General features: G+C 59.7%; 27 protein-coding genes and 1 pseudogene. 5 read left to right on the top strand and 23 right to left on the bottom strand.

Translation table 11 applies throughout. The features are described 5' to 3' along the window. Positions 1-99: 99 nt before the first annotated feature. The 6 genes from pip to pqqA form a co-directional block, all read right to left on the bottom strand. Entirely contained in the window at positions 100-1,080 is a 981-nt protein-coding gene (gene pip / locus ACP7AL_RS22995; protein ID WP_425994622.1) for a prolyl aminopeptidase, read from the bottom strand. Next, entirely contained in the window at positions 1,070-2,272 is a 1,203-nt protein-coding gene (pqqE, locus tag ACP7AL_RS22990) for a pyrroloquinoline quinone biosynthesis protein PqqE (RefSeq protein ID WP_425994620.1), read from the bottom strand. The genes pip and pqqE overlap by 11 nt, the downstream gene beginning before the upstream one ends. After that, positions 2,269-2,583, bottom strand: a complete 315-nt coding sequence (gene pqqD, locus ACP7AL_RS22985; protein ID WP_425994618.1) for a pyrroloquinoline quinone biosynthesis peptide chaperone PqqD — start codon at positions 2,581-2,583, stop codon at positions 2,269-2,271. Before pqqD ends, pqqE begins: the two co-directional genes overlap by 4 nt. Next, positions 2,583-3,347, bottom strand: coding sequence for a pyrroloquinoline-quinone synthase PqqC (gene pqqC / locus ACP7AL_RS22980; protein ID WP_425994616.1), 765 nt, complete (start codon positions 3,345-3,347; stop codon positions 2,583-2,585). The genes pqqD and pqqC overlap by 1 nt, the downstream gene beginning before the upstream one ends. Continuing rightward, positions 3,344-4,267, bottom strand: coding sequence for a pyrroloquinoline quinone biosynthesis protein PqqB (gene pqqB / locus ACP7AL_RS22975; protein WP_425994614.1), 924 nt, complete (start codon positions 4,265-4,267; stop codon positions 3,344-3,346). Before pqqB ends, pqqC begins: the two co-directional genes overlap by 4 nt. Before the next feature lie 175 nt (positions 4,268-4,442). Then, positions 4,443-4,523, bottom strand: coding sequence for a pyrroloquinoline quinone precursor peptide PqqA (gene pqqA / locus ACP7AL_RS22970; RefSeq protein ID WP_009031067.1), 81 nt, complete (start codon positions 4,521-4,523; stop codon positions 4,443-4,445). A gap of 342 nt (positions 4,524-4,865) precedes the next feature. Here pqqA and ACP7AL_RS22965 point away from each other — a divergent pair, with 342 nt between their 5' ends. Continuing rightward, the gene (locus tag ACP7AL_RS22965) at positions 4,866-5,201 is read left to right on the top strand and encodes a hypothetical protein (RefSeq protein WP_425994612.1); all 336 of its coding nucleotides are present in this window, start codon (positions 4,866-4,868) and stop codon (positions 5,199-5,201) included. A gap of 187 nt (positions 5,202-5,388) precedes the next feature. On the opposite strand, the gene phnN is transcribed toward ACP7AL_RS22965, so the two are convergent. From phnN to phnG, 8 genes are read right to left on the bottom strand one after another with little or no spacing between them, the layout of a single operon-like run. Beyond that, positions 5,389-5,967, bottom strand: coding sequence for a phosphonate metabolism protein/1,5-bisphosphokinase (PRPP-forming) PhnN (phnN, locus tag ACP7AL_RS22960; RefSeq protein WP_425994610.1), 579 nt, complete (start codon positions 5,965-5,967; stop codon positions 5,389-5,391). Next, entirely contained in the window at positions 5,964-7,121 is a 1,158-nt protein-coding gene (locus tag ACP7AL_RS22955; protein ID WP_425994608.1) for an alpha-D-ribose 1-methylphosphonate 5-triphosphate diphosphatase, read from the bottom strand. The genes phnN and ACP7AL_RS22955 overlap by 4 nt, the downstream gene beginning before the upstream one ends. Before the next feature lie 10 nt (positions 7,122-7,131). Continuing rightward, entirely contained in the window at positions 7,132-7,830 is a 699-nt protein-coding gene (gene phnL / locus ACP7AL_RS22950; RefSeq protein WP_425994606.1) for a phosphonate C-P lyase system protein PhnL, read from the bottom strand. A 7-nt stretch (positions 7,831-7,837) separates the two neighbouring features. Next, the gene (gene phnK / locus ACP7AL_RS22945; protein ID WP_425994604.1) at positions 7,838-8,620 is read right to left on the bottom strand and encodes a phosphonate C-P lyase system protein PhnK; all 783 of its coding nucleotides are present in this window, start codon (positions 8,618-8,620) and stop codon (positions 7,838-7,840) included. Then, entirely contained in the window at positions 8,620-9,495 is an 876-nt protein-coding gene (locus ACP7AL_RS22940; protein ID WP_425994602.1) for an alpha-D-ribose 1-methylphosphonate 5-phosphate C-P-lyase PhnJ, read from the bottom strand. Before ACP7AL_RS22940 ends, phnK begins: the two co-directional genes overlap by 1 nt. Beyond that, on the bottom strand, positions 9,492-10,598 hold the full coding sequence (locus ACP7AL_RS22935) for a carbon-phosphorus lyase complex subunit PhnI (RefSeq protein ID WP_425994600.1): 1,107 nt from the start codon (positions 10,596-10,598) through the stop codon (positions 9,492-9,494). Before ACP7AL_RS22935 ends, ACP7AL_RS22940 begins: the two co-directional genes overlap by 4 nt. 3 nt (positions 10,599-10,601) lie before the next feature. After that, positions 10,602-11,216 carry a phosphonate C-P lyase system protein PhnH gene (phnH, locus tag ACP7AL_RS22930; protein WP_425994598.1) on the bottom strand — a complete coding sequence of 205 codons (615 nt, stop codon included), beginning with the start codon at positions 11,214-11,216 and terminating at the stop codon, positions 10,602-10,604. Then, a complete protein-coding gene (phnG, locus tag ACP7AL_RS22925) occupies positions 11,216-11,674 on the bottom strand; it encodes a phosphonate C-P lyase system protein PhnG (protein WP_425994596.1) in 459 nt (152 codons plus the stop codon). The genes phnH and phnG overlap by 1 nt, the downstream gene beginning before the upstream one ends. A gap of 130 nt (positions 11,675-11,804) precedes the next feature. Here phnG and phnF point away from each other — a divergent pair, with 130 nt between their 5' ends. Further along, the gene (gene phnF / locus ACP7AL_RS22920; protein ID WP_425994594.1) at positions 11,805-12,536 is read left to right on the top strand and encodes a phosphonate metabolism transcriptional regulator PhnF; all 732 of its coding nucleotides are present in this window, start codon (positions 11,805-11,807) and stop codon (positions 12,534-12,536) included. A gap of 9 nt (positions 12,537-12,545) precedes the next feature. On the opposite strand, the gene phnE (ACP7AL_RS22915) is transcribed toward phnF, so the two are convergent. The 4 genes from phnE (ACP7AL_RS22915) to phnC form a co-directional block, all read right to left on the bottom strand. Next, positions 12,546-13,397, bottom strand: coding sequence for a phosphonate ABC transporter, permease protein PhnE (gene phnE, locus ACP7AL_RS22915; protein WP_425994592.1), 852 nt, complete (start codon positions 13,395-13,397; stop codon positions 12,546-12,548). Next, positions 13,394-14,278, bottom strand: a complete 885-nt coding sequence (gene phnE / locus ACP7AL_RS22910) for a phosphonate ABC transporter, permease protein PhnE (protein ID WP_425994590.1) — start codon at positions 14,276-14,278, stop codon at positions 13,394-13,396. Before phnE (ACP7AL_RS22910) ends, phnE (ACP7AL_RS22915) begins: the two co-directional genes overlap by 4 nt. Before the next feature lie 66 nt (positions 14,279-14,344). Continuing rightward, the gene (gene phnD / locus ACP7AL_RS22905; RefSeq protein ID WP_425994588.1) at positions 14,345-15,283 is read right to left on the bottom strand and encodes a phosphonate ABC transporter substrate-binding protein; all 939 of its coding nucleotides are present in this window, start codon (positions 15,281-15,283) and stop codon (positions 14,345-14,347) included. A 97-nt stretch (positions 15,284-15,380) separates the two neighbouring features. Next, the gene (gene phnC, locus ACP7AL_RS22900; RefSeq protein ID WP_425994586.1) at positions 15,381-16,193 is read right to left on the bottom strand and encodes a phosphonate ABC transporter ATP-binding protein; all 813 of its coding nucleotides are present in this window, start codon (positions 16,191-16,193) and stop codon (positions 15,381-15,383) included. A gap of 229 nt (positions 16,194-16,422) precedes the next feature. Here phnC and ACP7AL_RS22895 point away from each other — a divergent pair, with 229 nt between their 5' ends. Genes ACP7AL_RS22895 through ACP7AL_RS22885 form a run of 3 tightly spaced genes read left to right on the top strand, consistent with a single transcriptional unit; the run spans position 16,423 to position 18,993 of the window. Then, positions 16,423-17,082, top strand: a complete 660-nt coding sequence (locus ACP7AL_RS22895; RefSeq protein ID WP_425994584.1) for a chloramphenicol acetyltransferase — start codon at positions 16,423-16,425, stop codon at positions 17,080-17,082. Beyond that, positions 17,079-18,269, top strand: coding sequence for an alpha-D-ribose 1-methylphosphonate 5-triphosphate diphosphatase (locus ACP7AL_RS22890; protein WP_425994582.1), 1,191 nt, complete (start codon positions 17,079-17,081; stop codon positions 18,267-18,269). Before ACP7AL_RS22895 ends, ACP7AL_RS22890 begins: the two co-directional genes overlap by 4 nt. 22 nt (positions 18,270-18,291) lie before the next feature. Next, complete coding sequence (locus tag ACP7AL_RS22885) at positions 18,292-18,993, top strand: DUF1045 domain-containing protein (protein ID WP_425994580.1); 702 nt, start codon at positions 18,292-18,294, stop codon at positions 18,991-18,993. A gap of 6 nt (positions 18,994-18,999) precedes the next feature. Here ACP7AL_RS22885 and ACP7AL_RS22880 read toward each other — a convergent pair whose 3' ends face one another. The 5 genes and pseudogenes from ACP7AL_RS22880 to ACP7AL_RS22860 form a co-directional block, all read right to left on the bottom strand. Further along, complete coding sequence (locus tag ACP7AL_RS22880) at positions 19,000-20,619, bottom strand: GumC family protein (RefSeq protein WP_425994790.1); 1,620 nt, start codon at positions 20,617-20,619, stop codon at positions 19,000-19,002. Between the two features lie 147 nt (positions 20,620-20,766). Next, positions 20,767-21,009, bottom strand: a pseudogene (locus ACP7AL_RS22875) (Wzz/FepE/Etk N-terminal domain-containing protein); the annotation flags it as partial. A 205-nt stretch (positions 21,010-21,214) separates the two neighbouring features. Next, positions 21,215-22,699 carry a glucosamine inositolphosphorylceramide transferase family protein gene (locus ACP7AL_RS22870; RefSeq protein ID WP_425994578.1) on the bottom strand — a complete coding sequence of 495 codons (1,485 nt, stop codon included), beginning with the start codon at positions 22,697-22,699 and terminating at the stop codon, positions 21,215-21,217. After that, entirely contained in the window at positions 22,696-23,949 is a 1,254-nt protein-coding gene (locus tag ACP7AL_RS22865; protein WP_425994576.1) for a glycoside hydrolase family 5 protein, read from the bottom strand. Before ACP7AL_RS22865 ends, ACP7AL_RS22870 begins: the two co-directional genes overlap by 4 nt. Continuing rightward, positions 23,949-25,196, bottom strand: a complete 1,248-nt coding sequence (locus tag ACP7AL_RS22860) for a VpsF family polysaccharide biosynthesis protein (protein ID WP_425994574.1) — start codon at positions 25,194-25,196, stop codon at positions 23,949-23,951. The genes ACP7AL_RS22865 and ACP7AL_RS22860 overlap by 1 nt, the downstream gene beginning before the upstream one ends. Positions 25,197-25,207: the final 11 nt, after the last annotated feature.

Below are 25,207 nucleotides of genomic sequence, written 5' to 3'. Positions count from 1 at the left end.
ATCACTCACCGACTATGGAGCGGTACGCGTGAGCCTTTGGTCGCAGTGTCGGATATTTTCTGTTCGCTTTGCAATTGGAAAAAGCACTTTTGCATCGCGCTAGATGCGCGACAGCTCTTCGATGGCTGCAACGACAGCGTCTTTCACACCGGGGTCGTAAAGCGAATGCCCGGCAGTCTCGACCGTTCTCAGCTTTGCACCGGGCCATGCCTTGAGCAGCGCGTGGGCTGTTGATGGCGGGCACAGGAGGTCGTAGCGGCCTTGCACGACAATTCCCGGAATGCCCTTCAGGCGTCCGGCATTTTCCAAAAGGTGTCCAGGGTTCATGAAGCAGTTGTTCTGAAAGTAATGCGCTTCCATAAACGGCGACGACGGAAGACCGCGGGCGTCATTCGCTACCGCAGCAAAGTCCAGCCGTGTTTTCGAAGGCTTGTGTTCCGACAGAATACGCTCGGTGTCGTGCCACGCGCGGGACGCGGGTCCATGGATGGCTGGATCGGGATCGAGAATGCGCCGCCAATAGGCGTCGAGCGGCTGGTCGCGCTCGTCTGGCGGCAGCAGGCTGAGAAAATCATCGTTCAGGTCAGGATAGAAGCGCCGCAAGCCGCCGATGAATGTCCATTCCAGCTCATCGCGGGTGCCTAGAAAGGTCGCGCGCAGCACGATGCCGCTGACGCGCGACGGATGCGCCTGCGCATAGGCGAGAGCCAATGTCGCGCCCCACGACCCGCCGACAACCAGCCACCGCTCAAAGCCCAGCCTCGCGCGGATGATTTCCATGTCGGCAATCAAATGCGGCAGCGTGTTGTCTTTGCGCGATCCCTTCAGGCGGCTCCTGCCCGCCCCGCGCTGGTCGAACAGCACCGCATGAAAGCGAAGCGGATCGAACAACCGGCGATGGTCGGGCTGGCAACCGCTACCGGGGCCGCCGTGCAGATAGACCACGGGGATGCCGTCGGCGCGGCCAACTGTCTCCACATAAAGCTCGTGGCCCCCGCCCACCGGAAGATGCTGCACGGTCAGCGGCGCAAACCTGTCAGCCTTTTTGGACGAGGCGGTGTCAGCGGCGTCAGGCCCCATGTGGATCAGCCTCGAATGTGCCGCCTGCAAAGTTCCGATAGATGAACCGGCGGCTGTCTCCGGCCGCCTCCGTCATAGCTGTCTTGAATATCCGCTCGTGAGCAGGCGACAACGCACAGGCCGGATCGGTGTTGCCGGCATTGCCGGTCAGCGCAAATGCCTGACAGCGGCAACCGCCATAATCGATCTCCTTGTACTCGCAACTCTGACAAGGCTCCGGCATCCAGCCGGTGCCGCGATAGCGATTGAATGCTTCCGAATTCTGCCAGATCCAGGCGATAGAGTGATCACGCACTGATTCAAACGCGAGGCCGGTGATCGTTTCCGCGGCATGACATGGCAATATCTTGCCCGACGGCGAGATATTGAAGAACTGTCGCCCCCAGCCCCCCATGCATTTTTTTGGACGCAGTGCGTAGTAATCCGGGACGACGTAGTCGATGGCGAGGATACCCTTCAGCCGCACCTCGGCTTCCTCGACGATGCGGGAGGTTTCCTCGATCTGTTGCACCGTCGGCATCAATGCAGCGCGGTTCTTCAGCGCCCAGCCGTAATACTGCACGTTGGCGACTTCCAGCCGATCGGCATCGAGATCGACGGCCATCTGGATAATGTCGGCAAGCTGAAACAGGTTTTGGCGATGCATCACAGCGTTGACCGTCAACGGCAGGCCAAGTTCGCGCGTCCACCCCGCAACCTCGATCTTCTTCGCGTGCGCGTCCCTCAATCCTGCGACGCGGTCGGCGGTGCCCCGCTCGCTGCCCTGGAAACTGATCTGCACGTGGCACAGCCCGGCCTCGGCCAAAGCAGCCAGCCTGTCCTTCGTCAACAAGACAGCGGAGGTGATCAGATTGGTATACAGGCCAACATCGGTCGCATGCTGAACGAGTTCGACCAGATCCTTCCGCGCGGTGGGCTCACCGCCGGAAAAATGGATCTGAAGCACGCCGATTGCCGCGAGTTCACTCAGCACGCGCTTCCACTCTTCGGTGGACAGTTCCGCGCTCCCTCGCTCCAACTCCACCGGATTTGAGCAATACGGACACTGCAGAGGACAGCGATGTGTCAGTTCCGCCAGAACAGCCAGGGGGATGCCGAACGTTTCTGCGTGCGATTTACGCTGTTCCAGCACCGCCAATCCATCCGTCGGATCGGCGTCAACAGGGGAAGCATCGGCGAGCGTCGGGCTCATGATTTCCTATCCTGTGCCTCCGCAAGAAACCCCTTCTCGGCGAGGTCCCGCAGCATGGCAATGACGTCCGCGCCGATCATACCACGATCGGCGGCATACTTGGCAGCGAGGACATCGATGATCTGATCGACAGTTCGAACACCGTCGCAGAGTTGCAGGATTTCCACGGCAATCTCGTCCGGCGCGAGCACCCGCTCCGGCACCAGAATGACCCAGACTCGCCGGGCTTCGTCGAACTTGAGCTTGGCGTGCCGGGCCAGCACGGGCCGGCTCCCTTCAGTTATGTCGATCCGGCGGCTCCGCAATGCCATCAGGCCTGCTCCGGCACAAAAGCGCCCGGAGGCACGTGGCCATCGACGTACGCGTGATAGAGCGCATCAAGCTGGACCCACAGCACGTTGGTCTTGAAGATCAGCGCATTGCAGACCGCTTCCCGTTCCTGCGGCGTCGCCGCATGGCGCTTGACGAAATCGAGAGCGAAGTTCGCGTCTCGCGGCGCCTGTTCCATCCGCCGCTTGAAATAACTCATGATGTTCGGATTAATGAAATCGTAATGCGCGAGCATTCCCGAAATTCGCTCCTCATGCAGATTCGGCGCGAACAACTCGGTCAGCGAGGATGCGATCGCCTCCAGCGGAGTCTTGTCGCGGACGAAATGAACGTAGGCATCGACTGCGAAGCGCGTCGCCGGGAGAATACCCTCCGCGGATTCCACATAGGCACTGTCCAGCCCGAGTCCCTCGGTCAACTTCAGCCAGCGCTCGATGCCACCTTCGGTGCCAACATATCCGTCGTGATCTTCGATGCGGTGCCGCCACTCGAGCCGGATGTCGCGATCGCGGAAACGCGAGATCACCACCGCGTCCTTGATGGGAATGGAACTTTGATAATAGTAGCGATTAAGCGCCCAGGCCTGCACCTGCCCCTTGTTCAGCTTGCCGCCATGCAGCAGCCGGTGAAACGGATGCAGGTTGTGATACCGGGTCGCCCCGATCTGCCGCAGCGCGGCTTCAAGATCATCCGCCGATGCGAGCGGCGTGCCTGCCTTCAATGCGAACACACTCGTTGCGATCAAATGGTGATCTCCATTCCGTCCGAGGGAATCTGCCATCCTGAACTCTCGGCGGCTTTTCGCTCTGCGGAGTCCGGAAACAGAACTGGATTCGAATTGTTGATATGCAGAAATATCTTGCGCGCGATGCCGAGGTCCGCAAGCGCCGCAATGGCGCCGTCCTCACCCGACATCGCCATATGCCCCATGCGCTGGCCGGTTTTTACCGCCAGCCCGGCGGCGATCAATTCATCGTCGCGCCAGAGTGTACCGTCGAAAAAGATTAAAGGAGCGCCCTGAAGCCGCTGCCGGAGATCGGGAGTGAGCGCTGCGCAGGCCGCGAGAAAATAAAGATACTGTCCACTTCTCTTATCGATGATCCGCAACCCGAGCGTATCGCCGGGCTCGTCGCTCTCAGGTTGTGGCGCGCTTTCGAGATACCAGGCGCGCTTACCGGGCACGGCAAACGGCAGGATTTCGAGCCCCGACGGTGACCCGTCCGGAAGCACGGGTTCGAACGCCGTATCAAACTCAATCGGCTGGCGCCGCACCCGCTTCTCGTCGAGCACGTTGAAAATACTGTTCGACTTGAGAACGGAAAGCACGCGCTGATGGGCATAGATCGTGAATGGCCAGCCCTCACGGAGCGACAAAAGCCCGGCAACAGCATCGACCTCGCCGTTGGTCAGGATAATGCCGGCAATCGGGCTATGGCGGAGATGGCCCGTCTTGGGATGAAGCTGTGGCGTCGCGATCACCTGCTGGCGCAGGTCAGGCGAGGCGTTTATCAAAAACCAGTGCTCGCCGTCAGCGCTTACTGCAATCGAGGCCTGGGTCGCCTGCAGTTCAGGCTGCGAGCCGCGGGCCGCGCGGCAGACCTCGCAATTACAATTCCATTGAGGAACACCGCCGCCCGCCGCAGCCCCAAGAACGACGACGCGCATAAATAAACTCCGCGCTCGATCAATGTGACCGAACTTTATCGCGACGAAATCTCATGTCACGGAACTCGGTGTCACAGACGCAACAAACCCGGCGTCGCGCAGGAATGCTCCCGATGGGAAGAATTCCTGACGCAAACCGGACAGCTCAGCTGCTGAACTATTAACGATACGCGGCTTACTTCCGCGCCGCGCAGGCGTACATATTGATTTCCATACCAACTGGCACTTCGACGATCTTTGGAGTCTTCCAGGCCATTTTCTTGGTCTCCTTCCCATTCCAGACGGGACTTTGCGCCACCGCCGACTCTGAAGCTAACACGGACTTTCGGGGTGGTGTCATCCATTTTTCGGAGCCTCCGGCACAAGTTTGTGACCGCACCCCCGATAGTGTGCGACGCACCAATTTCCGTTCCGATACGCAGGACGCCGGATAATTTTCCAAACAATGGGCTTTACTTGGATACCTGTCAGCTTGAACCTAGAGCCAACAAAGACGCCGTGAACGGCGCGATTCTTTACGCAAGCACACAGGTCGATGCACCGTTCGGACCGAGCAACGGAACTCTCCTGCGTTGACCGTTAAGGGAGGAAACCCAAGTTGAGCCTGCCCCGCACACGCATCAAAATGTCCGATGCAGATATCGTCAGCCGATTTGAACGCCTGGGTTACAAACTCGCGGTCGACCAGATCGCATTCACAACGGAGAGCGTTGAAGATTTTTATGATGCCCGCGAAACGCTGTGGACTGGCGTAGGCACTGTCAAAATTTATGAAGAAGGCGGCATGTTGTTGGTCGAGAAAGCGCAGCCGCGCGCCGGCCAGCCCACCCGCGACATCGCGGTTATCAGCCTCGGACACGCACGCGCCGTGATGGGCGTGCTTAAACCGGACAAATCCGCAGAGTTGCCGCGTTATGCCGGCACCATGGCATAGCGGATAATTCCATAGCTTGTTGATAGCGCGTGCCGCCGGTTCAGATTTGAGCGGCGGTGTTCTTCGGTATCCGATCCGCGAATTCCGAGTCGGCGTTATGTCGCTCCCTGCAGGTCCCGACGGAGGCGGGTCAACGATCAAGTGCTGCGCGCGAATGGCGGCGGCGTCCGACCGCCGCCGATGACTATTAGTGGCGCCCTATCACTTGTAAAAGCTCGGCCGCGTGGTCCTCCGCGCGGCCGATGTTCTCGATGACGACATCGGGTACTGCCGCAATAACGGCCCTGCGAAGCCTCTCATCCAGTTGACCATCGCTGGAGCGCGCCCTTGCAGCAAGACGTTGCGCAAGGACTTCCGGCGGAGCCGTCACCGAGACCACCGTCACGTTGGCATATGATCTGCGCGCAAACTCGACGATGGTGCGAGACGCGTTCACGACAACGGCATGTCCGGTCCGGATGTCATCGACGATCGAGCGCGGCACGCCATAGCGCAAGCCATGCGCCTCCCACTGAAAGGCAAAGTCGCCGTGCGCAAGCATCTGTCCGAATTGCATCGGGCTGACGGCCTCGTTGTTTTCGAACGACGAGGCCTCTCGGGTGACAATCCGCTGCGGGAAGACGACCTTGATGTCGCCGGCACAGGCTGCCTGTGCAAGCCCAATCAGCGTATCCTTGCCCGCTCCGCTTGGGCCAACAACCAGAACCAACCGGCCCGGCCCGATCAAATCCGTGCTTGGCACGGACAGTGTCGCGATATCGGTCATGCTACACGATGTCCTTCACGCCAAACGCTGCGCACCACCGGCAGATCTTGTGCAAGATGCACGCGGATCAGATCCGCGCGTTTGCCGGCAACGATTTCACCCCGGTCAGAGAGGCCAACAGCTTCCGCGGCGGTTTTAGTGACGGTTCGCACCGCTGCTGCCAGATCAATCGCCGGCACATGCTGGGGCAACTGCATCGCCGCCATGAGAAGACTCGACGGGATATAGTCAGACGACATGATGTCGAGCAACCCCTCGCGGGCGAGATCGACAGCAGCAATATTGCCGGAGTGCGAACCGCCACGCACGACATTCGGCGCACCCATCAGAACGGCGATGCCTGCCTGGTGAAGCCCCCGCGCCGCTTCCATCGTGGTCGGGAATTCGGCGACGGAGACGCAGTCGCGGATTGCATCGGCAACATTCTCCTCGGTGGTGTCGTCATGACTGGCAAGCGGGATATTGTAGCTGTGCGCAAGCGCCACGATCGCGCGCATGTTTGTTTCACCATAAGTCTTTTGGTAGGCAAAACGGCGCTCGAACATCACATCAAGTTCTGCGTCCGTCAGACCGCCGCTCTTGCCGCGATAATAATCACGCAGCTTGCCTTCGTCGCGAAACTGGCGCTGACCCGGCGTGTGATCCATCAGCGACATCAGCCGTATATCCGGCCGGCCGACCAGTTCCTCCGCTTCCTCGACGACGCTCGGCATCGGAATTTCACAGCGCAGATGCAGGAAATGCTCCGCGCGCAGCAACTTTGCATCGCGTGCCGATGAAATAGCTTCCGCTAGGATGCCTGCCTGACCATCGACATCCTCCGCACCTTCCTCACGCCAGACGCGCAAGGAATCCAGAACCGTGGTGATGCCGCTGGTGGCGAGTTGCCCGTCATAAGACACCACTGCCGCCACCGGGTCCCAGAACACCTTGGGCCGCGGCACATAGTGAGCTTCCAGGTGATCGGTATGCAGTTCGATCAGCCCCGGCATCACAAGATCGCCTTCCATATCCTCGCCGCGCTCGGGTGCGTCACCCTCGCCAACCTCGGCGATCGCGCCTCGAGCGACTGCAACCCAGCCCCGTTCGATGACGCGGTCCCTCAGGACCACGCGTGCGTTGCTAAAGATGCTTTCGTTCCGTTCGGAGACCATTCTTTTCCTCTTATGCTGCCGCCGCGAATGACATGACGTCAATGACACGATCGGCAATCAGATGACGAACCTCGTCGTCGTGAACGATGGCTACCATCGCCACGCCGCGCATTTTCTTCTCAGCAACCAGATCCACGACAATCTTTCGGTTGACGCCATCGAGTGAGGCGGTCGGCTCATCGAGCAGCAAGATCGGCATGTCGGATATGAAGCCACGGGCGATGTTAACTCGCTGCTGTTCGCCCCCGGAAAAAGTCGATGGCGGCAATGTCCAAAGCCGCTCCGGGATGTTGAGACGACTCAACAATGTGCCGGCCTGCGAACGAGCATCGTCGCGCGCGATGCCGTTCGCGATAAGTGGCTCCGCGACAACATCAAGCGTGGCAACACGCGGTACGGCACGCAAGAACTGGCTGACATAGCCGATGGTCTGGCGGCGAACGCGGAGAATATCCCGAGGCTGCGCTGTGGCAATATCGATCATCGCTTCGTTGTGGCGCACCAAGATATGCCCTTCATCGCAGCGATAGTTGCCGAAAATCATTTTCAGGATGGACGACTTACCCGCGCCTGACGGGCCGGACAGGACCACGCACTCTCCCGCATTGACCCGCATCGAGACGCCCGACATGATCGGCAGCCGGACGCCGTTCTGCAGATGCATCGTAAACGTCTTGCTCGCATTCGAGATTTCGATCATCGGAGACATGGGCCGCTCATGCAGGCAGGATCGAGGAAACAAGGAGCTGCGTGTAAGGCTCGTGCGGATCGTCAAGCACCTGATCCGTCAGGCCTGTCTCGATCACCTCGCCGCCCTTCATCACCATGACTCGATGCGACAACAGCCGGGCCACCGCGAGATCATGCGTTACAATCACGACCGCAAGCCCGAGTTCGTTGACCAGTCCGCGCACAAGATCGAGCAGCCGCGCCTGAACGGAAACATCGAGCCCTCCAGTCGGCTCATCCATGAAGACAAGACGCGGTTCGGTAACGAGGTTGCGGGCAATCTGAAGCCGCTGCCGCATGCCGCCGGAATAGGTCTTCGGCGCATCATCGATCCGATCGGTCGAAATCTCGACACGCTGCAACCATGACGACGATGTTTCACGAATTTTACCGTAATGCCCCCAGCCGACCGCCATCAGCCGCTCGCCGACATTCGCGCCCGCCGATACCGCCATGCGCAGACCCATCGCCGGATCCTGATGCACGTAGCCCCAGTCGGTGCGGAACAGAAACCGCCGCTCCGCCTCCCCTAGGGTTGCAAGGTCGCGCGTAACGCCATCTCGCATACGGTACGCTACACGGCCTCTGCTCGGGTGAAGCTGCGTTGACAACATTTGCAGCAGCGTCGATTTACCCGAGCCGGACTCTCCGACGATCGCCAGCACCTCGCCTGGATAAAGCTGAAACGAGACGTCCTTGCAGGCGAGGTGCCGGCCGTAGGACTTGCTCAAGCCTTCGCAGATAAGGAGCGGCTGATCGTCGTCACGCATCATGTCACCTGATGGTCGGCGCCGAAACCGGCGCCCTGATGGCCGTCCGCGCGGCGCGTTTCGCAATAGTCCGTATCGGAACACACGAACATCCGGCCGCCCCGATCGTCAACCACAACTTCATCGAGATAGGACGTCTTCGATCCGCACAATGCGCAAGGCGCGTCGAAGCGGTAGGTTTCGAACGGATGATCCTCGAAATCGAGCGATGTGACCTTGGTATGCGGCGGAATCGCATAGATGCGCTTCTCACGTCCGGCACCAAACAGTTGCAAAGCCTCACAGTCATCCATTTTTGGATTGTCGAACTTCGGCGTCGGGGACGGATCCATCACGTATCGCTCGTTGACCTTCACCGGATAGGCATAGGTCGTTGCGATGTGGCCGTGGCTCGCGATGTCCTCGTACAGCTTGACGTGCATCAAGCCGTACTCCCCAAGCGCGTGCATGCGCCTCGTCTCCGTCTCGCGCGGTTCAAGAAACCGCAGCGGCTCCGGAATTGGCACCTGATAGACCAGCACTTGATTATCGTTCAACGCTGTTTCCGGGATGCGATGCCGGGTTTGAATCACCGTCGCATCCGATGTGACCGTGGTGGTTCTCACGTTCGCTGTCTTCTCGAAGAATTTGCGAATGGAGATCGCATTCGTGGTGTCGTCCGAACCCTGGTCGATCACCTTCAGGGTATCCTTGCGGCCGAGGATCGCCGCCGTCACCTGCACACCGCCGGTGCCCCAGCCGTACGGCATCGGCATTTCGCGGCTGGCGAACGGCACCTGATAGCCTGGAATGGCGATTGCTTTGAGGATCGCGCGGCGGATCATCCGCTTGGTCTGCTCATCGAGGTACGCGAAGTTATAGACGGGCGCATTCATTCGGCGGCCTCCGCCAGCGAAACGTCGCTGTCCTTGGCAGCCTCGAATTCCTTGCGCAGTTTCCGCAGCAGGCCGAGTTCGGACTGGAAGTCCACGTAGTGAGGAAGTTTCAGGTGCTCGACGAAGCCTGTCGCTTGCACATTATCGGAATGTGACATCACGAATTCCTCGTCCTGCGCAGGCGAGCGCACCTCTTCACCCAACTCGCGTGAACGCAACGAACGATCGACCAGCGCCATCGACATGGTCTTGCGTTCGCTCTGCCCGAAGGCCAGGCCATAGCCACGCGTGAAGCACGGCGGCTGCTCCGCCGAGCCCTTGAACTGGTTGACCATCTGGCACTCCGTCAGCGTGATGGACCCGAGCGGCACCGCGAAGCCGGCATCTTCCGCAACAAACTCGACCTCGACCTCGCCAAAGCGAATCTCGCCTGCGAATGGATGCGTCCGGCCAAAGCCACGCTGGGTCGAATAGCCCAGCGCCAGCAGAAAACCTTCATCGCCCCGCGCAAGATTTTGCAGCCGCAGATCGCGATCCGCCGGAAAGCTCAGCGGCTCCCGCGTGAGATCGCCGACTGGCTGAACGGCGTCTGCTTCCGGAGACGGCTCGATCAGGCCATCTGCACCGAGAATATCGGTCACGCGCGGCATCGGAACGTCGTCAATGACGCCCTGTGCCGGTTCCGGGATCGCCACACCTTCCGTAAGCGAGGGATCAAGTAATCGATGGGTGTAATCGAATGTCGGCCCCAGAATCTGCCCGCCGGGCACATCCTTGAATGTCGACGAGATGCGGCGGCGCACCTGCATATTTGCAGTGTCGAGCGGTTCGGTCGCGCCAAAACGGGGGAGTGTCGCCCGGAATGCGCGTAGCAGGAAGATCGCCTCTATCATGTCGCCCCGCGCCTGTTTGATTGCCAGCGCTGCAAGTTCGCGATCGTAAAGCGAACCTTCGGTCATGACACGATCCACGGCCAGCGAGAGCTGCCCGGAAATCTGTGACAGTGAAAGATCGGGAACTTGCGGATCGCCACGACGCTCATGCGCGAGCAGCCGGTGTGCATTCTCTATGGCGCGTTCGCCGCCTTTGACAGCAACGTACATGGATCAGGCCCCTCTCGCAGTGATGAGCGTATTGCGCGGCAACGCCACCAGCTCAGCCCCGCACACCAACAGCAGGTCAACACCACGGGGAAACAGCGCGTGGTTGGCCTGCATGCGCTCGGCAAAATCGGAAGGCAGCCCGCCCGCGCGCAATGTCGAGGTGCCGCGAATACCGGGACCGCTCAAGGTCTGAGCCGGTCCTTCCGTCAGCGTGCCAACCTGAATCACCAGCGTGGTCGATCGATCCGGATATTCCGGCGTCCCAGGCGCAAAACCCTCGAAGTCGGGCAACGCCGCGCCATCATGTATCAGGGCGAAGGCGGCGCGGGATGCATCGCTTGTCAACGGGGCACCTGTCTGAAACCGCAGCCATGTATCAATCGCGGGTTCGGCTGAAAAGCGGTCGTCAATCCAGATTGGCGTGTCGTGGTCGAACAGGGCCAGCGAAACGGCGGCAGTGGCGGTCATCATAGGCGACGGTGCATGAACTCCCTCTGCGACGGTTTGGACCGAGCCGGGGCGCGCCAGCGCGTTCATCACGCTGCGGAACACGGATTGCGATGACTGTACTGGATCGACAAAGCCACCACTGGAGCCAAGGCTGGCATTGAGTGTCATCAGCCCTCACCCCTGACCAGCGTGTAGAAATCGACGCGGGTCGCCGCAGTCTCCGCCGCTTGCCGCAATCGCGCGTCTTCAAGCTCGCGACGCAACGGAGCAATGACCTTTTGTTCGACATCAGCCTTGAAACCGCTGTTCTGGATCAGCGCATCGCACAAGGCGATCAGCCTCGCCTTCTCACCATCCCGCCCCAGCACATAGCCGAAGCCAAGTTCACCGGAGGCTAGCCGCACCGCTGCGCGTGAAACGCTGGCCTCGCCGAGATTGAAAGGCGCGCCGTCACCGCCGATCCGGCCCCGAACCATGACAAGCCCGTTCTCGGGCTGCCGGGCTGTTTCGTGAGACGGAACATCGAGCGCTTCGAGGCAGGCCGAAATCCGCTCCGTCGGGGTATGCGCAAGCACGGACATCGCGTTACGGCGACAGGCTTCCGGTGTGGCGTGCGGTTGGGTCATGTCCAGCTTGCCGATTCCAAGTTGTCTATGTTAGTAGACAACTTCGTAACGCGGTGCCATGACAAACTGGTGACGTCGCCATGATTTTCACAGCGTCTGGAATTGGCCGCCCAAACATGTCGTTGCATCCATGAGTTTGTCAGGAGAGCCAGCGACCGGTGTCGCACTCTGGCGCCGTGTCGCGGATTCCATCGAGCAGGCCATCGCCGACGGAACCTATGCCCGCGATACACGCCTTCCCGGTGAACTGGAAATTGCGGAAATCCACCGTGTCAACCGTCACACGGTGCGGCGCGCGCTGGCGGCGCTGGCCGAGCGCGGGCTCGTCCGCGCGGAGCGTGGCAGCGGCACCTATGTCGAGGCTCCGCGTATCGCCTACCCGCTGCGCTCGCGAACACGTTTTTCCGAGATCGTTGGCGCTGGCGGTCTTGAGGCCAGCGGTCAATTGCTGAGTGCGTCAGTCGAACCCGCGACACGCGAGCTTGCCAAACGGCTGGGGCTCAAGACGGATGCGCCGCTGCTGCGGATCGATGCGTTGCGCATGGCGAACCGTGTTCCAATCTGTCTTGGCACCACCTGGCTCGACGCAAGCCGCTTTACCGATGGCGGGCGGGTCTATGAGAAGACCCGGTCAATGACCAAGCTGCTCGCGCATTTTGGCGTGCGTGATTATCGCCGCGAATGGACCAATGTCTCCGCTTCTATCGCGGATGCCGCCGATGCGACGCGGCTTGATCTCGCCCTTGGCCGCCCTGTTCTGGTCGCCGACAGCCTGGATGCGGAGCCGACTGGGACGCCCCTGCTCACCACTCGCGCTCGCTTCGCGGCGGAGCGCGTCCAGTTCGTCATCGAGAACAAGTAGGCTTGAAAGTCAGTGCGGCGCTTCACCGGCGCGACCGATGATCGCAAAGCGCAGGCGGCTTGAGATCAAATCGATCACAGCGACCGCAGCCAGAATCATCAGGATCAGGGTCGAGACTTTCTGCCATTCCAGCACACGGATTTGTTCGGCCAGTTGCAATCCGATGCCCCCGGCGCCGACAATACCGATGATGGTGGCCGAGCGCGTGTTGGATTCAATGAAGTAGAGAATTTGCCCGGCCAGCACGGGAAGCACCTGCGGCATCAAACCGAAGCGAATTTCCTGTAGTTTGCTGCCGCCCGCCGCGCGGATACCCTCGACCTGCTTGCGGTCGGCTCCTTCGATAGCTTCGGAGAAAAGCTTGCCGAACGCACCGAAATCCGAGGTCGCAATCGCCAGCACGCCGGCAAACGGTCCAAGTCCCACGACATTGATCCACACCAGCGCCCAGATCAGCGTATCGACGCCCCGGATCGAATCCAGAAAGCGGCGCACCGGAAAGCGCAGGAAAACTGACGGAATGATGTTCCGTGCCGCCAGCAGGCTGACCGGCAGCGCCAGCACTGCCGCCAGCAACGTGCCGAGAAACGCGATCGACAGCGTTTCCCCCATCGCGACGAGATAGGTCGGAAACGACGTGCCGGGGTCCGGTGGGATCATCAGCGTGATGAACCAGCCGAGTTGCCTAAATCCGGTCACCAGGCGATCGATCGAGAATTCAAGATACCAGCAGCCGAAGATAAACAGCGCGATCGCGGCCAACCCGACAGCGAGTGCCTTAATGCGTGACGTGTGCGATCCCCGGAAAAGGTCCGGATACTGAATTGCAAGTTCCTTTGGATCCCGTGTTGCCGGCGTCATATGCGCTGCTCCGATCCGAACAGCCGCCCGCGCAGCCAGCCGGTGCAGATATCGATGACAAACACGGTGACGATGATCATCAGCAGAATTGCGCTGACATCGGAGTAGAAGAACTTGCGCACCGCCACGACCAGTTCCTGGCCGATGCCGCCTGCCCCGACAAAACCCATCACCGACGCTTCTCGCACATTGATCTCGAACCGCAGCAAGGTGTAGCTCGCGAAACCCGGCATAACTTGCGGAAGCACGGCAAAGCGGACGGCGGACATCCAGCTTGCGCCGGTGGAGCGGACACCTTCGAGCGGCTTCATGTCGATATTCTCGGCCTGCTCCGAATAGAGCTTGCCCAGCGCGCCTATCGAGTGAATCGCGATGGCCAGTACGCCGGCCATCGGACCTAGACCAAAAGCAATCACAAAGATCAGCGCAAACACGATGCTGGGAACTGTGCGGCAGAACTCCAGAGACCTGCGCACAACAAACCGCAACGCGGGATGCGGCGACAGATTGGCGGCAGCGAAGAAGTTGAGGCCAAATGCACCTAATGCGCCCATCGTGGTGCCGACATAGCTCAGCAGCAGCGTTTCCGCGAGCAGCTTGAGCCATTTTTGCCAGCCCCAAAACCATTCGGCGGGATCGGTCCAGACGCGCTTGCCCGTGTCAAGATTCAGGATGCGGTCGAAGTAACCGACAAAATTTCCGATCTTTTCGACGAAAGTCTTCGGCGCGACCTCAGCGCCAAAGCCCGCGACGATCAGCAACACGATGAATACGACGAGCCCTGCCGCAAAGCGCAGTCGTTTGCGAGAGATAGCCGCGTTGTAGGCGGATTCGAGCGCCGCGATCTGCTGGGGCGGATAGCTGGAAAGGCTGATTGTCAAAATGAAACTGTTCTATGCAGGAAAGAGGAAGGGCCGAACAGGCACATCTGTCCGGCCCTCCGTCAGTCAGGATGCCTTCTTCTTGCGAAGACTGTCGACGAACTTGATCAGTTCGATCATGCCGTCCCAATCCTTGGTGGTGGCCGGGGCGAAGTCTTTCTTCTGTCCGTCGGAAAGCCTGTCGAAGGCTGCCTTGTCCTTGGCAGGAGCCTCAAAGAAAGCCTTCTCGATGCTCGCCTTCAGATCGGCAGGCATGTCGGTCAAAACCGCGTATGGGCCATTGAGGATCGGGGCTGACTTGTGAACGATGCGGAAGTCTTCCTTCTTCATCGCCGAACCGTCGGCATTCTTCAGCATGCCCTTGGTCAGCATCTGGGCAAGGGTCGAGTCGTTATCGGCGGTCCACTGATTGGCAGCGACGTCAACCGTCCCCTGCGAGAGTGCCAGCAGCGCATTTTCGTGGCTACCGGTGAAAACCACCTTGCCGAAATATGATTCGGCGTCGGTGATCTGCATCTTGTTTAGCTCGAAGCGCGGAACATTGTTGCCGGAGGTCGAATTCGGATCGACCAGACCGAGGTTCTTGCCCTTGAGATCGTCGATGCTCTTGTAAGGGCTCTTCGCCAGCACGAAGAACATCGAATAGTAGCCGGTAGTGCCGTCGATGTTGCGGTCATGTGCGAACGCATCGGTATGCACACCCGTCAGACGAGCGCGGGCGAACGACGCCGAGCCGTAGCTGGCAACATGGATGGTTCCGGTGCGCTGTCCTTCGATCACCGCGGCGTAGTCATTGGCGATGCGAAGGTTCACCTTCACGCCAAGTTCCTTGCTCAGGTAGGAAATGAAAGGCGCCCAGCGCTCGGTGACGCCGGACGCGTTCTCAGCAGGAACAACTGCGAAAGTAAGTTCGGGATACTTGGTCTTCCAGTCCTGGGCTGACGCAGCGGTGGCGCTGAAGGCGAGCGCAGCAGCACCCGCAATGACGAGACGGCGATTGATCATGGTGTCCTCTGTATGGTCGGTTATCGCAGGGTTCAGGTCGAATTCGATGGGTCAAAGCATGACGCAATCCAAAGACTGCTTCACGACATCGGCACGCTTATGCAACCGCGGCAGTTCCGAAAGCTGGAGCGAGATTCCCGGGCACAAAGCCCGGGGTTTCGTCCATCACTTCGCCAGCCTCGAGATCGTAGAGTTCGCGCGCGATCGTGTCGGTGAGTGCAGCAGGCACTCCGTCGAACACGATACGCCCGGCGGACATGCCGATCAGGCGGTCGCAGTATGTCCGCGCCAGATCGAGCGAGTGAAGATTGCAGATCACCGTGATGCCGAAATGCTTGTTGATCCGCAGCAGCGCATCCATCACGATCCGGGTGTTACGCGGATCGAGCGACGCAATCGGCTCGTCCGCTAAAATAATGTCGGGCTGCTGAACCAGCGCCCGGGCAATCGCCACGCGCTGCTGTTGGCCGCCGGAAAGCTGATCGGCGCGCTGTGCAGCCATCGGCATCATGTCGAATTGCTCAAGAGCGGAAATCGCAATGGCCTTGTCGTCCTGCGGCCAGAGCTGAATCAACGATCGCCACTGGGGCACGCCCGCAAGACGCCCCATCAGGACATTGGTCAGGACATCGAGCCGCCCGACGAGATTGAATTGCTGGAAGATCATCGCCGATCGCGCGCGCCAGCGGCGCAGATCACGACCCTGCAAGGCGGTCACGTCCACGCCTTCGAACACAATTCGTCCACCGGTCGGCTTCTCCAGCCGATTGATCATTCGCAGCAGCGTCGATTTTCCCGCGCCCGAACGGCCAATCACGCCGACGAAGCATCCCGGCTGAACCGAGAAAGAGGCATTGTCGACGGCCGTCTTCGCGCCAAACCGGCACGTTAATCCGTCTACCTCAAGCATGTGCCAACTCCGTCTCAGTAAGTTCATTCCTCGCTAGCGTGGGTTTCCTACAGTTGTGTGACACATCCGCCTGCGGCGGTTGCCCTCCCCCGAAATCGCGTATGCTGTGACGAAAAGCCTTTGTCATCCAAACTTCACGATGTCGTCATGAAACGGCATGAAGAGATGTTGACCTCTCGTCCAATGCATCGGCATTCACCGGGAAAAACCACCTCGAGAACAGACATTCATGGCCGGCAAGATTCTATCAGCACAACCGCTTATCGATCCGACCGCGAACCTGCGTGACAGCAGCGCCGGGGTTTATTGCGAAATTGGCGCGCGCACCGTCCTGCACGAGGTCAAGCTCGGCGATTATTCCTACGTCGTGAATGACAGTCAGATCGCCTACGCCACCATCGGGAAGTTCTGCTCGATCGCTGCGATGACGCGAATCAATCCCGGCAATCATCCGATGCATCGCGCGTCGCAAGCGCACTTCTCTTATCGCGCGAGCGCCTACTTTCCCGGCGAGGCAGATGAATCCGAGTTCTTCGCCTGGCGGCGCAGTCACCAAGTGACATTCGGTCATGACGTCTGGATTGGACACGGCGCCATTGTGCTTCCGGGCCGCAACATCGGCACCGGTGCGGTGGTCGCAGCCGGTGCTGTCGTCACGAAGGACGTCCCGGCCTATACGATTGTCGGCGGAAATCCCGCCAGGCCGATCCGGCGGCGTTTTCCGGAGCGAATCGCAGATGAGCTGATGACGCTGGCATGGTGGGATTGGGACCACGAGCGCCTGCGGGCCGCATTACCTGATTTCAGGAATTTGCCGGTCGAAGCCTTCGTCGAGAAATACCGCCATAACGCATCCCCGGATCTGGTTTTGAAAGCAGTTGGCACATGACGGACATCCTGATTGAAGGCGGCGAAGCGCTTGTTGGAAACGATCTTGTCGATGCATCCATTCACGTTGTGGGCGGAATGATCGCTGAGATAAGGTCCCGCAGCGGCGCAGCTTCCCTGCGCCTCAATAGTAATGGCCTTATCGCTCTTCCCGGCATTGTCGACATGCATGGTGACGCGTTCGAGCGCCAGATGATGCCGCGTCCCGGCGTCGACTTCCCGATCGATGTCGCACTTGTCGACAGCGACCGCCAGGCGATTGCCAACGGCGTCACCACTGTCTTCCATGCCACCACATGGTCCTGGGAACCCGGCCTGCGCGGAACCGAAAACGCGCACCGGCTACTCGATGCCATCGAAGGCATGCGGCCCCGGCTCGCGGCCGATACCCGCTTTCATCTGCGGCAGGAGACGTTCAATCTCGATGCCGAGCCAACCATTGCCGAGTGGATGGCCGCTGGACGTGTCGATCTCCTCGCCTTCAACGATCACATGCATATGACAGCCGCGTCGATGAATAACCCGAAGAAGCGCGCTCGTATGGTGGAACGATCAGGTCTCACTGAAGGTGAATTCGACACACTGGTCGAGCGGGTCATGGCCCGAGCCAGCGATGTGCCGGATTCGATTGCACGGCTTGCCTCCATTGCCCGCGACCACGGCATCCCGTTGCTGTCTCATGACGATGAATCGCCGGATCAGCGCGCTGGTTTCCGGACCATGGGAATCGACATCGCCGAGTTCCCGATCAATGAGGAAACCGCACGCGCAGCGATCGAGGCCGGCGACTTCACCGTGTTCGGAGCGCCGAACGTCGTGCGCGGGGGCAGCCATACCGGCTGGACCAGCGCGGCCGATATGGTGAGCAAAGGCCTGTGTTCGATTCTGGCTTCTGACTATTACTACCCTGCACCACTGCTCGCGGCGTTCCTGTTGGCCGCAGACAACATCCTGCCTCTGCCACAAGCCTGGGCGCTGATCTCCAGTGCTCCCGCGGCGGCCACAGGCCTGCGTGATCGCGGCCAGATCGCGACCGGAAAGCGAGCCGACATCATTCTTGTCGATGCGCAGGAGCCGCTCAGGCCTCGCGTCGTCGCGGCGATTGCCGGTGGCGATATGGTTCATTTGACCGAACCACAGCGGCTTTTGTCGGCAGCACCCGCCTTACGCAGGGTTGAACCGGCCTGAGCGAGCGGCTACTCAGGACCGCATGCCGCAACACCCCCGTTACGCCATCTACTTTGTGCCATCGGCGCAGAATGCGCTTTATCGCTTCGGCGCGGACCTGCTTGGGTACGATGCGTACTCGGGCAAGCCGCTGCCCTTTGCCGATGGCATCGAAACGGAAATCAAAGGCTGGAGGAAGCTTACCGTCGATCCGCGCAAATACGGCTTTCACGCCACGCTGAAAGCTCCAATAAACCTCAGATCCGGCAAGACTGAAGATGAACTTGCCGGAGCCCTGCAGGAATTTGCCCGCGCGCCGCGCGCGATCCCCCGGATTGCACCCGTCGTTCGCGCTATCGGGAGTTTCATCGCGGTCGTGCCGCGCGATCATTGTCCCGATCTCCAACAGCTTGCGGCCGAATGCGTCACTGCGTTTGACGATTTCCGTGCACCGCTGACACCCGAGGACCGAGAACGGCGTAACATATCCGCGCTGACGGACGGACAGGTCATGCATCTGGATCGCTGGGGCTATCCGTACGTGTTCGAAGACTTCCGTTTTCACATGACGCTGACGGGCTCTCTGCCGTCCGAGCAGCGCACGGTCGTGCTGAGTATCCTTCAGAAGCGCTTTGCGGCGCTGAACTTGCAGTCGGTATCGGTCGACCGGCTGGCGTTGTTGCGTCAGAGCGATGCGACGTCGAACTTTACGATTTTGTCGGATTGGCCGCTTGTGGTCGCCTGATCGTGATTACGTTTGCAGCACCGTTGCGACCAGACGCGTCTGATAAGGATTCATTGTCCGCAGAGCGTTCAGAACCTTGCCATATTGAGTTCTGTCTGCATCGACCACGACCAGGATGATTCCAACCACGGAAAGCAGGGACGCGAAGTCCTGACCGTCGATGGCTCCCCCGTCGATCAGGGTGGTGCCGTTGTAGGCAAGTGCGCAGCCATTCTGCGTCGACAGTGCAGTTTGAGGTGAAGGTTCAGACTTGCTGCGCGCGCCAGACGGAAGAACGCGAAGCTCGCCGACCTCGACTTCGAGCTCATCCAAGGTAACCGGGCTTCGCATCGCGTCGAAGAAGCCCGGCCTGCCTTCGAGGCCAAGCTGCTTCGAAATTTGTTTCGTCTCCGTCGCATCCACAGTTAAGGCACGCATGCCGCGCCGGGCGAACTGTTTGGCCAGCGCAAGTGTGAATGCGCAACTTGCAGCCGGACCATTGGCTCCGACGATCAGAATCGCACCGGGCGACTTCTCCAAGGCCTGGGCAAGGATACCTGGCAGATCGCCAAGCCCATCAACATGAAGGGCTTTCGCCTTCGGATCAGCGCGGCTCGCGGCCAAGACCGCCTTACGCGAAACGGTCGCGAGATTGAATATCTCGCTGCGCTCGGGCAGATCCTTGTCGTCACGCCTGACGCCGTCAAACTGATTGAGGAAAGCCGCCGCAAAAATTCCCGCAAGCAATCCGATGACGAGGCCGCCTGCCACCACCAGAGTTCGTGGCACGACATACTGCGCGGGTTGAATGGCCGCCGGGGAAATGACGCGGGAATTTGTCCGATCCAGCATCCCTTCTTCGCGAACTTCCTTGGCACGCCGCTGCAGCGTTTCATAGACGACCCGCTGTGCCGCGACGTCGTTCTCCAGATCCTTCAATTTCTGAACAGGCGGCTGTCCCAATGCTGAAACCTGCCGCGCAGCGATAATCTGCCGGTTGAGCTCGCCTTCGACCGATTTGGTCCGTTGATACTCCGTTTCGAGACTGCGCTGGATTCTCGCAAGCTCGGCGTCGATCAGCTCGCGAATCTGCTTAACCTGCGCTCGGGCCGTAATAACGGCCGGGTGCAACGGACCAAGCGATACGGCGCTATCGGTTTCGGCCTTTTTGGCCTCCGCGTAACGCGCACGTAAATCGAACATGGTCTGCGATTGCAGCGCTTCCGCGATGGTATCGATCGGCGGGTTGTTCGCATTGCGTTTGCGAAGAATATCCATCCGCGCCAGCAGTTCGGCGCCGCGTATTCTCTGGGCGGAAAGTTGGTTGGTCAGATCTGTCAGCTCGCGCTCGCTCAGAAGGTTCCCTTCTCCGCCAACGAGGTTGTTCTGAATGCGATAGGTTTCGACCTGCTTCTCAGCGTTCGTCAGGTTCTGGCGCAACGTGCTCAAGCGGGATTCGAGGGCCTTCGCCGTCCGGCTTGCAGCCTCGGTTTGCATTTGCACTTGCACTTCGAGATAGGCCTGAGCAATTGCGTCGGCTATCTGTTTCGATTTTTCGGGAGAGGATGACGTCCAAACCGAAACGTCGAGGACAAATGTACGGTCGGGCCGGCGAACATCGATCCGCTTCCGCAATGTGCGAAGCACGGCTCGGGTGCGCGCGTCCACCTCGGAGGATGACCCAGCCGAATCCCCACCGTCACTCGCGACGAATTCGGGATCGCTGGTCAGATTGAGCTTGATAACAACCTTCTCAAGCACTTCCGTCGAGGTGATGACCTGGACCTGGCTCTCGACCACCGCGAACGTCGCGTCGGCAGACGCCGCGGCAGGGCTGAGATCGTTCGGCAAAATCTGGAGCCCGCGTGGATCGATCAAGATCTTGATCTGCGAAACATATCGCGGGGTCATGAAGAGAGCGATCACCAGCGCCAAGAGCGCACATGTCGCGGTGATTGCTGCGATGAGTTTCTTGCGGCGGCCAAAGGCGGTCGCGAGGCCACGAAAATCGATGACCGCGGCCGGCGTCTCGCGCATGTCGATTGTCATTGCCATGCGCGAGCACCTGCTGAGCGCACCGAGAATGACGGACTTGACCGCATACGCATGGGACTGCCTGAACGCAACAAGGTCACCCGAGCCAACACCCCGAGCTTGGGCGGAGTTTGGTCCGGTTATGGTTAATATTGCTTGAAGAAAGGGCCTTTCGCAGGGCTGATAACCGCCGTCGCCCTCGAAATCGTCAGGCTGAAGTACCGTAAAGATCGATGGCTTCGATTGTACTCGTCCGGTTCACACTGTGCGGCCCCCGCTGCACTGCTCCATCCCGCAGCCGCACGGTGCTGTGCACGCTCTGGCGGACAACCTTCCGGTCCAGCGTGTCGATCCGGCAAAACGCCAGGCCCGTACCATAGCCTTCCGAGCAATCCTGCGCGGGCCGCCACAACGAGCCGTCGTAGTGAAAGAAGTCGCCGGCGGGACGTGCGCAGCGATGGTCCACAAGGATCGGATTGCCGGCGTGCGGTTGCCATGGCCCGGCGAGATCGGGAGCCCAGAACACACTGAGCGTATCCCAGTTTGAACCCCGCCAGGTTCGCGTTGCCGCGAACATCCACCACAACCCATCATGTTGGCAAACTGTCGCGTCCGAGGCTTCGACGTTTTCAAGCAGTATCGCTTCATGAACCCAGCGGTCTGGGAACCGTTCCGCGCGATAAAGATCGACGGTTCTCGACTGCAGGGATTCCGGTATCATCCATATTGCACCGGAATGCGTGAAAACGTGCGGATACGACAGATGAAACTGCGTCTCGAGAACGGGTCTCGGCCGCTCGAAACCGTCTGCTCCCAACAACGATGTCGAGATCAAACCCTTTCCTGATGCGTGGTCGTACTCCTCGACAAAGAGATGCGTCTGCCCGTCAGACACGAACAGAAATGGGTCGGCATAATAGCGCCCGCCGTCATCAGCCAGCCGACGGTAAGCGCTTGCGCCCGGCAGAGACGTCCTGGATTCCGTTTCGTTTATTTGCCGCCACGCGACAAACCATCGCGGCGCGCGATGACAGAGCCGCGCAATGCGCGCATTCAATTTTTCGGCAAGCGACGTTGCACCAAACGACAACACCGGACCTGAGTGAATTGCTTTTGACCTCGCCTGTATCGGCGACGGTTGGGAATCGCGCATCAACGGTGCGGTCATAGCCTTCACACACAACTGCAACAGCGCCGAGAAGATCGTATCTAGCGCCCGCGTCGCCACCGTCCTGTCTTCAACGGCGGGCAGCCCCGAGATGACGACCCGCCCCTCTCGGTCCACAATCGTCAATACAGGGCTGCGCGCGTCCAGCACAGCCAGCAAGGCCGCGTCATCCGATGCCGCTCCGTCGTAGAGAACTGCTATATCCGGCAAAGCACTAGTCGCAGTTTGCCCGGCCAAATCCACGACCAGACCGCCGCTCATTGCGTCGCGCCTTTCCAGATATGGCTCGAATGCCTTCTCATTGAGAAGGTCGCAGGCATTTCCGGCTTGAAGACGAAAGGCAAACTTCTCCAACATCAGAAGGAGTGTGAATGCGCGCGGCGGCGGTGGGCCATCGACCAGCCGCACCACTGGATCGATATCGGGATGACGTGCAAGACGCATGACCAGTTCGTGTTGCCACCGCCACAACCGCGCATGGTTGAGGCATATTGTTATTGTGCGCTTGCTTGTTGTCTCGGTCATGAGGGACAGCCGGGCTTTAGGAGGCCGAGCGCGTCCAGCGTTGTGCGATCCAGCCTGCTTTCATTGGCGCGATCAACGATTGCCATTCCACCGGATCCGTTGAGCTCCCAGATCGACCAACGGAATGTTCGGCGCTCAGCCGCGCACCGCACATCCAGTAACCACGTCGCCCGCGCCTGATCGCCAGCCGTACTATTACGGGTCGCGCCAAACTCGCCGAGCAGGATACGGCGGGTGTCAATATTGTTGCGCGTAGCCCATGCCGCGACGCTATCGAAAGCGGCGTCGATGACCTTGGCGTCCCAGCCCTCGCTAAAGTATGTAGCGATTGCGGCCTTTGCCGCGATCGACTGCCTGGCTTTATCGGCAGCGGAGAAAGCCGGATCTGCGGCAATCCGGTCTTGCACCGCGCGGATGGCTGAACTCTCCTCACCCTTGATCGCCGGATAAGGGAGCGCCTGCATGTCACGCCAGAACCGCTCGCGCGGCTCCGATGACTCGACACCCTGGTGCGTGAAGAGATGCGGCTCGTAATAGTGAAACGAGTAAATAACATTCTCGTCGCGAAACGGAGCGGGATCGAGAAGCCCCAGCCCTCTCCAACTGCCTCCCTGAGCTCCGGTGACCACTAGGGTCAAGCGCGGAGCTTCCTGTCGCGCAGCCCGGTACAATGCCTCCATCATCGTCTGCCAGCGACCCGCCGTCGCCGTATCGTAACCTGCAGGCGGCTCGTTGACAGGCTCCAGCGCCACGTTCGGGTCATTCATGTTTGCAAGCAGTCGCGCGGTGCGTGAAACCACCGCCGCATAGGCCGTAAACAGCGGCCTTTCTGCACCGACGAAGATCGCTTCAGGGCGATATTGAGCAACCTGAGAATTGGAGTGAAAATTGACGATCACGCTCAAACGTTGCGCACGGAATCGCTGGATCGTTGCCCGCAGGATGGTATCGAGCGCGTCGCGCCGCTCTCCTGTCATCTGGAGAAACGGCCCGGGGTCGACCGTCAGCCGGACAAAATCAAACCCGGATGCTTGAACCGCTGTGATCAATTCATCCGGAACGTAGTGTTCTGCGGTCGCGAACGGCGGCCAAGTGTACAAGGAACTGTCCAGGGGCGAGACAGACGCCCAGTTCAGCGGCCGGTGTACACCGATCCCTCGCTGGAATGTCTTGGCACCATCAACGGCGTAAGCCGTGGTCACCGTCATTGCAGCGATTATCATCGCCAGTATGCGCAGAAACCTTCGCATCACGAAATCCAGCGGCGGAGCCGTGCGGTGTGGTCGCACATCGTCAATAATGTGATGATCAGAATGTCCGCCGATTTGACCGACAGCGCATTGTTGGTCAGCGCCAATGCGAAAAACATCCCCGTCGCCAGCATAACGATCGCCGATCGTCCTTTTAGAAGCGCCCGGAAAAGATTGGCCAGCAGCAGCGCGAACAGAATCGCACCTATCAAACCAAACTGGACGGTAAAGACAACGAAAGAGCTCTCGATGAACGGTAGTCCAAAAATATCGAGCGCGATCCGCTGAACCCGCGCAATATCGGCGCCGAACAGGAACTCCTTCCAGCTCAGATAGTCGAACACGCCATAGATACTGACGCGCGCGAGAGAGCTTTGATCGACGAAACCTCCTTCGAACCGGCTCAAAGCGCCAGCGGCAAACATGATACCGATGACGGCGATCAGTACGATCAGCCCCGCGATCGCAAGCATCATTTTCCGCTGGATGGAATCGACCCGCGATCGTGCCGGCATGGGCTCGAGAATCAGAAATAGCGCACATGAAACACAGGCGGCCACACTCGCAATTCGCGCTCCGGATGCGAGAGCACCCACAAACAGAATGACAACACCCATCAGCTTGAACGACGGCCTCCATCGCGCCACGCTGAGGAAGCAGATGCCGACAGCACACCATTGGCCGAGCTGTAATGGATGATCAGACAATCCGGTCGGGCGGAAAACATCCTCACCAGCGGCATAAGGCAGCAAACGCATCCTGAGGGCGAATTCGGCGATGCCGACCGCTGCGCTCAGGATGAGAAACAACAGGATCAGTTCGCCAAGGTTCGATCGCCACTGATTTGGCAGCGTCATCATGACGAACACAGCCATGCACGCGACGATATATGTGTCGAGGATATAGCCGGATGACGTGCTCTGGCCGCTCATCGAGAGCATGAGAAGCAAGCCGCAAATGCCAGCCAGAAAAACGATAATCGCGCGAAGGATACCCACATCCTGTGCGCTCAGCTCGATGCGATAGTTGAACAGAATCGTAACTGCAATCAGACCGATCCCGTAGAATGCGGGGTGGATCTTCTCGATCGTCGAGCCTTCAAGCGTCGTATAATTGACGAACTGGTTGAGAATGAGCGCGTTAAGTCCAATCCTGAGCAGGACAAAAGCAAGGAACGACAGATAAAGCATGCGCAGCAGAACACGGCTGTCGCTCGGCTCGGTAACGGCGTAACCGGAACGGATCATGGAAAGCTGCG

The organism is Afipia sp. DC4300-2b1 (genome assembly GCF_049895725.1).
GTDB lineage: Bacteria > Pseudomonadota > Alphaproteobacteria > Rhizobiales > Xanthobacteraceae > Afipia > Afipia broomeae.
This window is presented reverse-complemented; position numbering and strand designations above follow the sequence as displayed.

What these genes read in the sequence shown, in the direction of transcription:
- pip (WP_425994622.1), bottom strand. Translation starts at nt 1,080, where the DNA reads ATGGGGCCTGACGCCGCTGACACCGCCTCGTCCAAAAAGGCTGACAGG.
- pqqE (WP_425994620.1), bottom strand. Translation starts at nt 2,272, where the DNA reads ATGAGCCCGACGCTCGCCGATGCTTCCCCTGTTGACGCCGATCCGACG.
- pqqD (WP_425994618.1), bottom strand. Translation starts at nt 2,583, where the DNA reads ATGGCATTGCGGAGCCGCCGGATCGACATAACTGAAGGGAGCCGGCCC.
- pqqB (WP_425994614.1), bottom strand. Translation starts at nt 4,267, where the DNA reads ATGCGCGTCGTCGTTCTTGGGGCTGCGGCGGGCGGCGGTGTTCCTCAA.
- pqqA (WP_009031067.1), bottom strand. Translation starts at nt 4,523, where the DNA reads ATGGCCTGGAAGACTCCAAAGATCGTCGAAGTGCCAGTTGGTATGGAA.
- phnN (WP_425994610.1), bottom strand. Translation starts at nt 5,967, where the DNA reads ATGACCGATATCGCGACACTGTCCGTGCCAAGCACGGATTTGATCGGG.
- ACP7AL_RS22955 (WP_425994608.1), bottom strand. Translation starts at nt 7,121, where the DNA reads ATGGTCTCCGAACGGAACGAAAGCATCTTTAGCAACGCACGCGTGGTC.
- phnL (WP_425994606.1), bottom strand. Translation starts at nt 7,830, where the DNA reads ATGTCTCCGATGATCGAAATCTCGAATGCGAGCAAGACGTTTACGATG.
- phnK (WP_425994604.1), bottom strand. Translation starts at nt 8,620, where the DNA reads ATGCGTGACGACGATCAGCCGCTCCTTATCTGCGAAGGCTTGAGCAAG.
- ACP7AL_RS22940 (WP_425994602.1), bottom strand. Translation starts at nt 9,495, where the DNA reads ATGAATGCGCCCGTCTATAACTTCGCGTACCTCGATGAGCAGACCAAG.
- ACP7AL_RS22935 (WP_425994600.1), bottom strand. Translation starts at nt 10,598, where the DNA reads ATGTACGTTGCTGTCAAAGGCGGCGAACGCGCCATAGAGAATGCACAC.
- phnH (WP_425994598.1), bottom strand. Translation starts at nt 11,216, where the DNA reads ATGACACTCAATGCCAGCCTTGGCTCCAGTGGTGGCTTTGTCGATCCA.
- phnG (WP_425994596.1), bottom strand. Translation starts at nt 11,674, where the DNA reads ATGACCCAACCGCACGCCACACCGGAAGCCTGTCGCCGTAACGCGATG.
- phnF (WP_425994594.1), top strand. Translation starts at nt 11,805, where the DNA reads ATGAGTTTGTCAGGAGAGCCAGCGACCGGTGTCGCACTCTGGCGCCGT.
- phnE (WP_425994592.1), bottom strand. Translation starts at nt 13,397, where the DNA reads ATGACGCCGGCAACACGGGATCCAAAGGAACTTGCAATTCAGTATCCG.
- phnD (WP_425994588.1), bottom strand. Translation starts at nt 15,283, where the DNA reads ATGATCAATCGCCGTCTCGTCATTGCGGGTGCTGCTGCGCTCGCCTTC.
- phnC (WP_425994586.1), bottom strand. Translation starts at nt 16,193, where the DNA reads ATGCTTGAGGTAGACGGATTAACGTGCCGGTTTGGCGCGAAGACGGCC.
- ACP7AL_RS22895 (WP_425994584.1), top strand. Translation starts at nt 16,423, where the DNA reads ATGGCCGGCAAGATTCTATCAGCACAACCGCTTATCGATCCGACCGCG.
- ACP7AL_RS22890 (WP_425994582.1), top strand. Translation starts at nt 17,079, where the DNA reads ATGACGGACATCCTGATTGAAGGCGGCGAAGCGCTTGTTGGAAACGAT.
- ACP7AL_RS22885 (WP_425994580.1), top strand. Translation starts at nt 18,292, where the DNA reads ATGCCGCAACACCCCCGTTACGCCATCTACTTTGTGCCATCGGCGCAG.
- ACP7AL_RS22870 (WP_425994578.1), bottom strand. Translation starts at nt 22,699, where the DNA reads ATGACCGAGACAACAAGCAAGCGCACAATAACAATATGCCTCAACCAT.
- ACP7AL_RS22865 (WP_425994576.1), bottom strand. Translation starts at nt 23,949, where the DNA reads ATGCGAAGGTTTCTGCGCATACTGGCGATGATAATCGCTGCAATGACG.
- ACP7AL_RS22860 (WP_425994574.1), bottom strand. Translation starts at nt 25,196, where the DNA reads ATGATCCGTTCCGGTTACGCCGTTACCGAGCCGAGCGACAGCCGTGTT.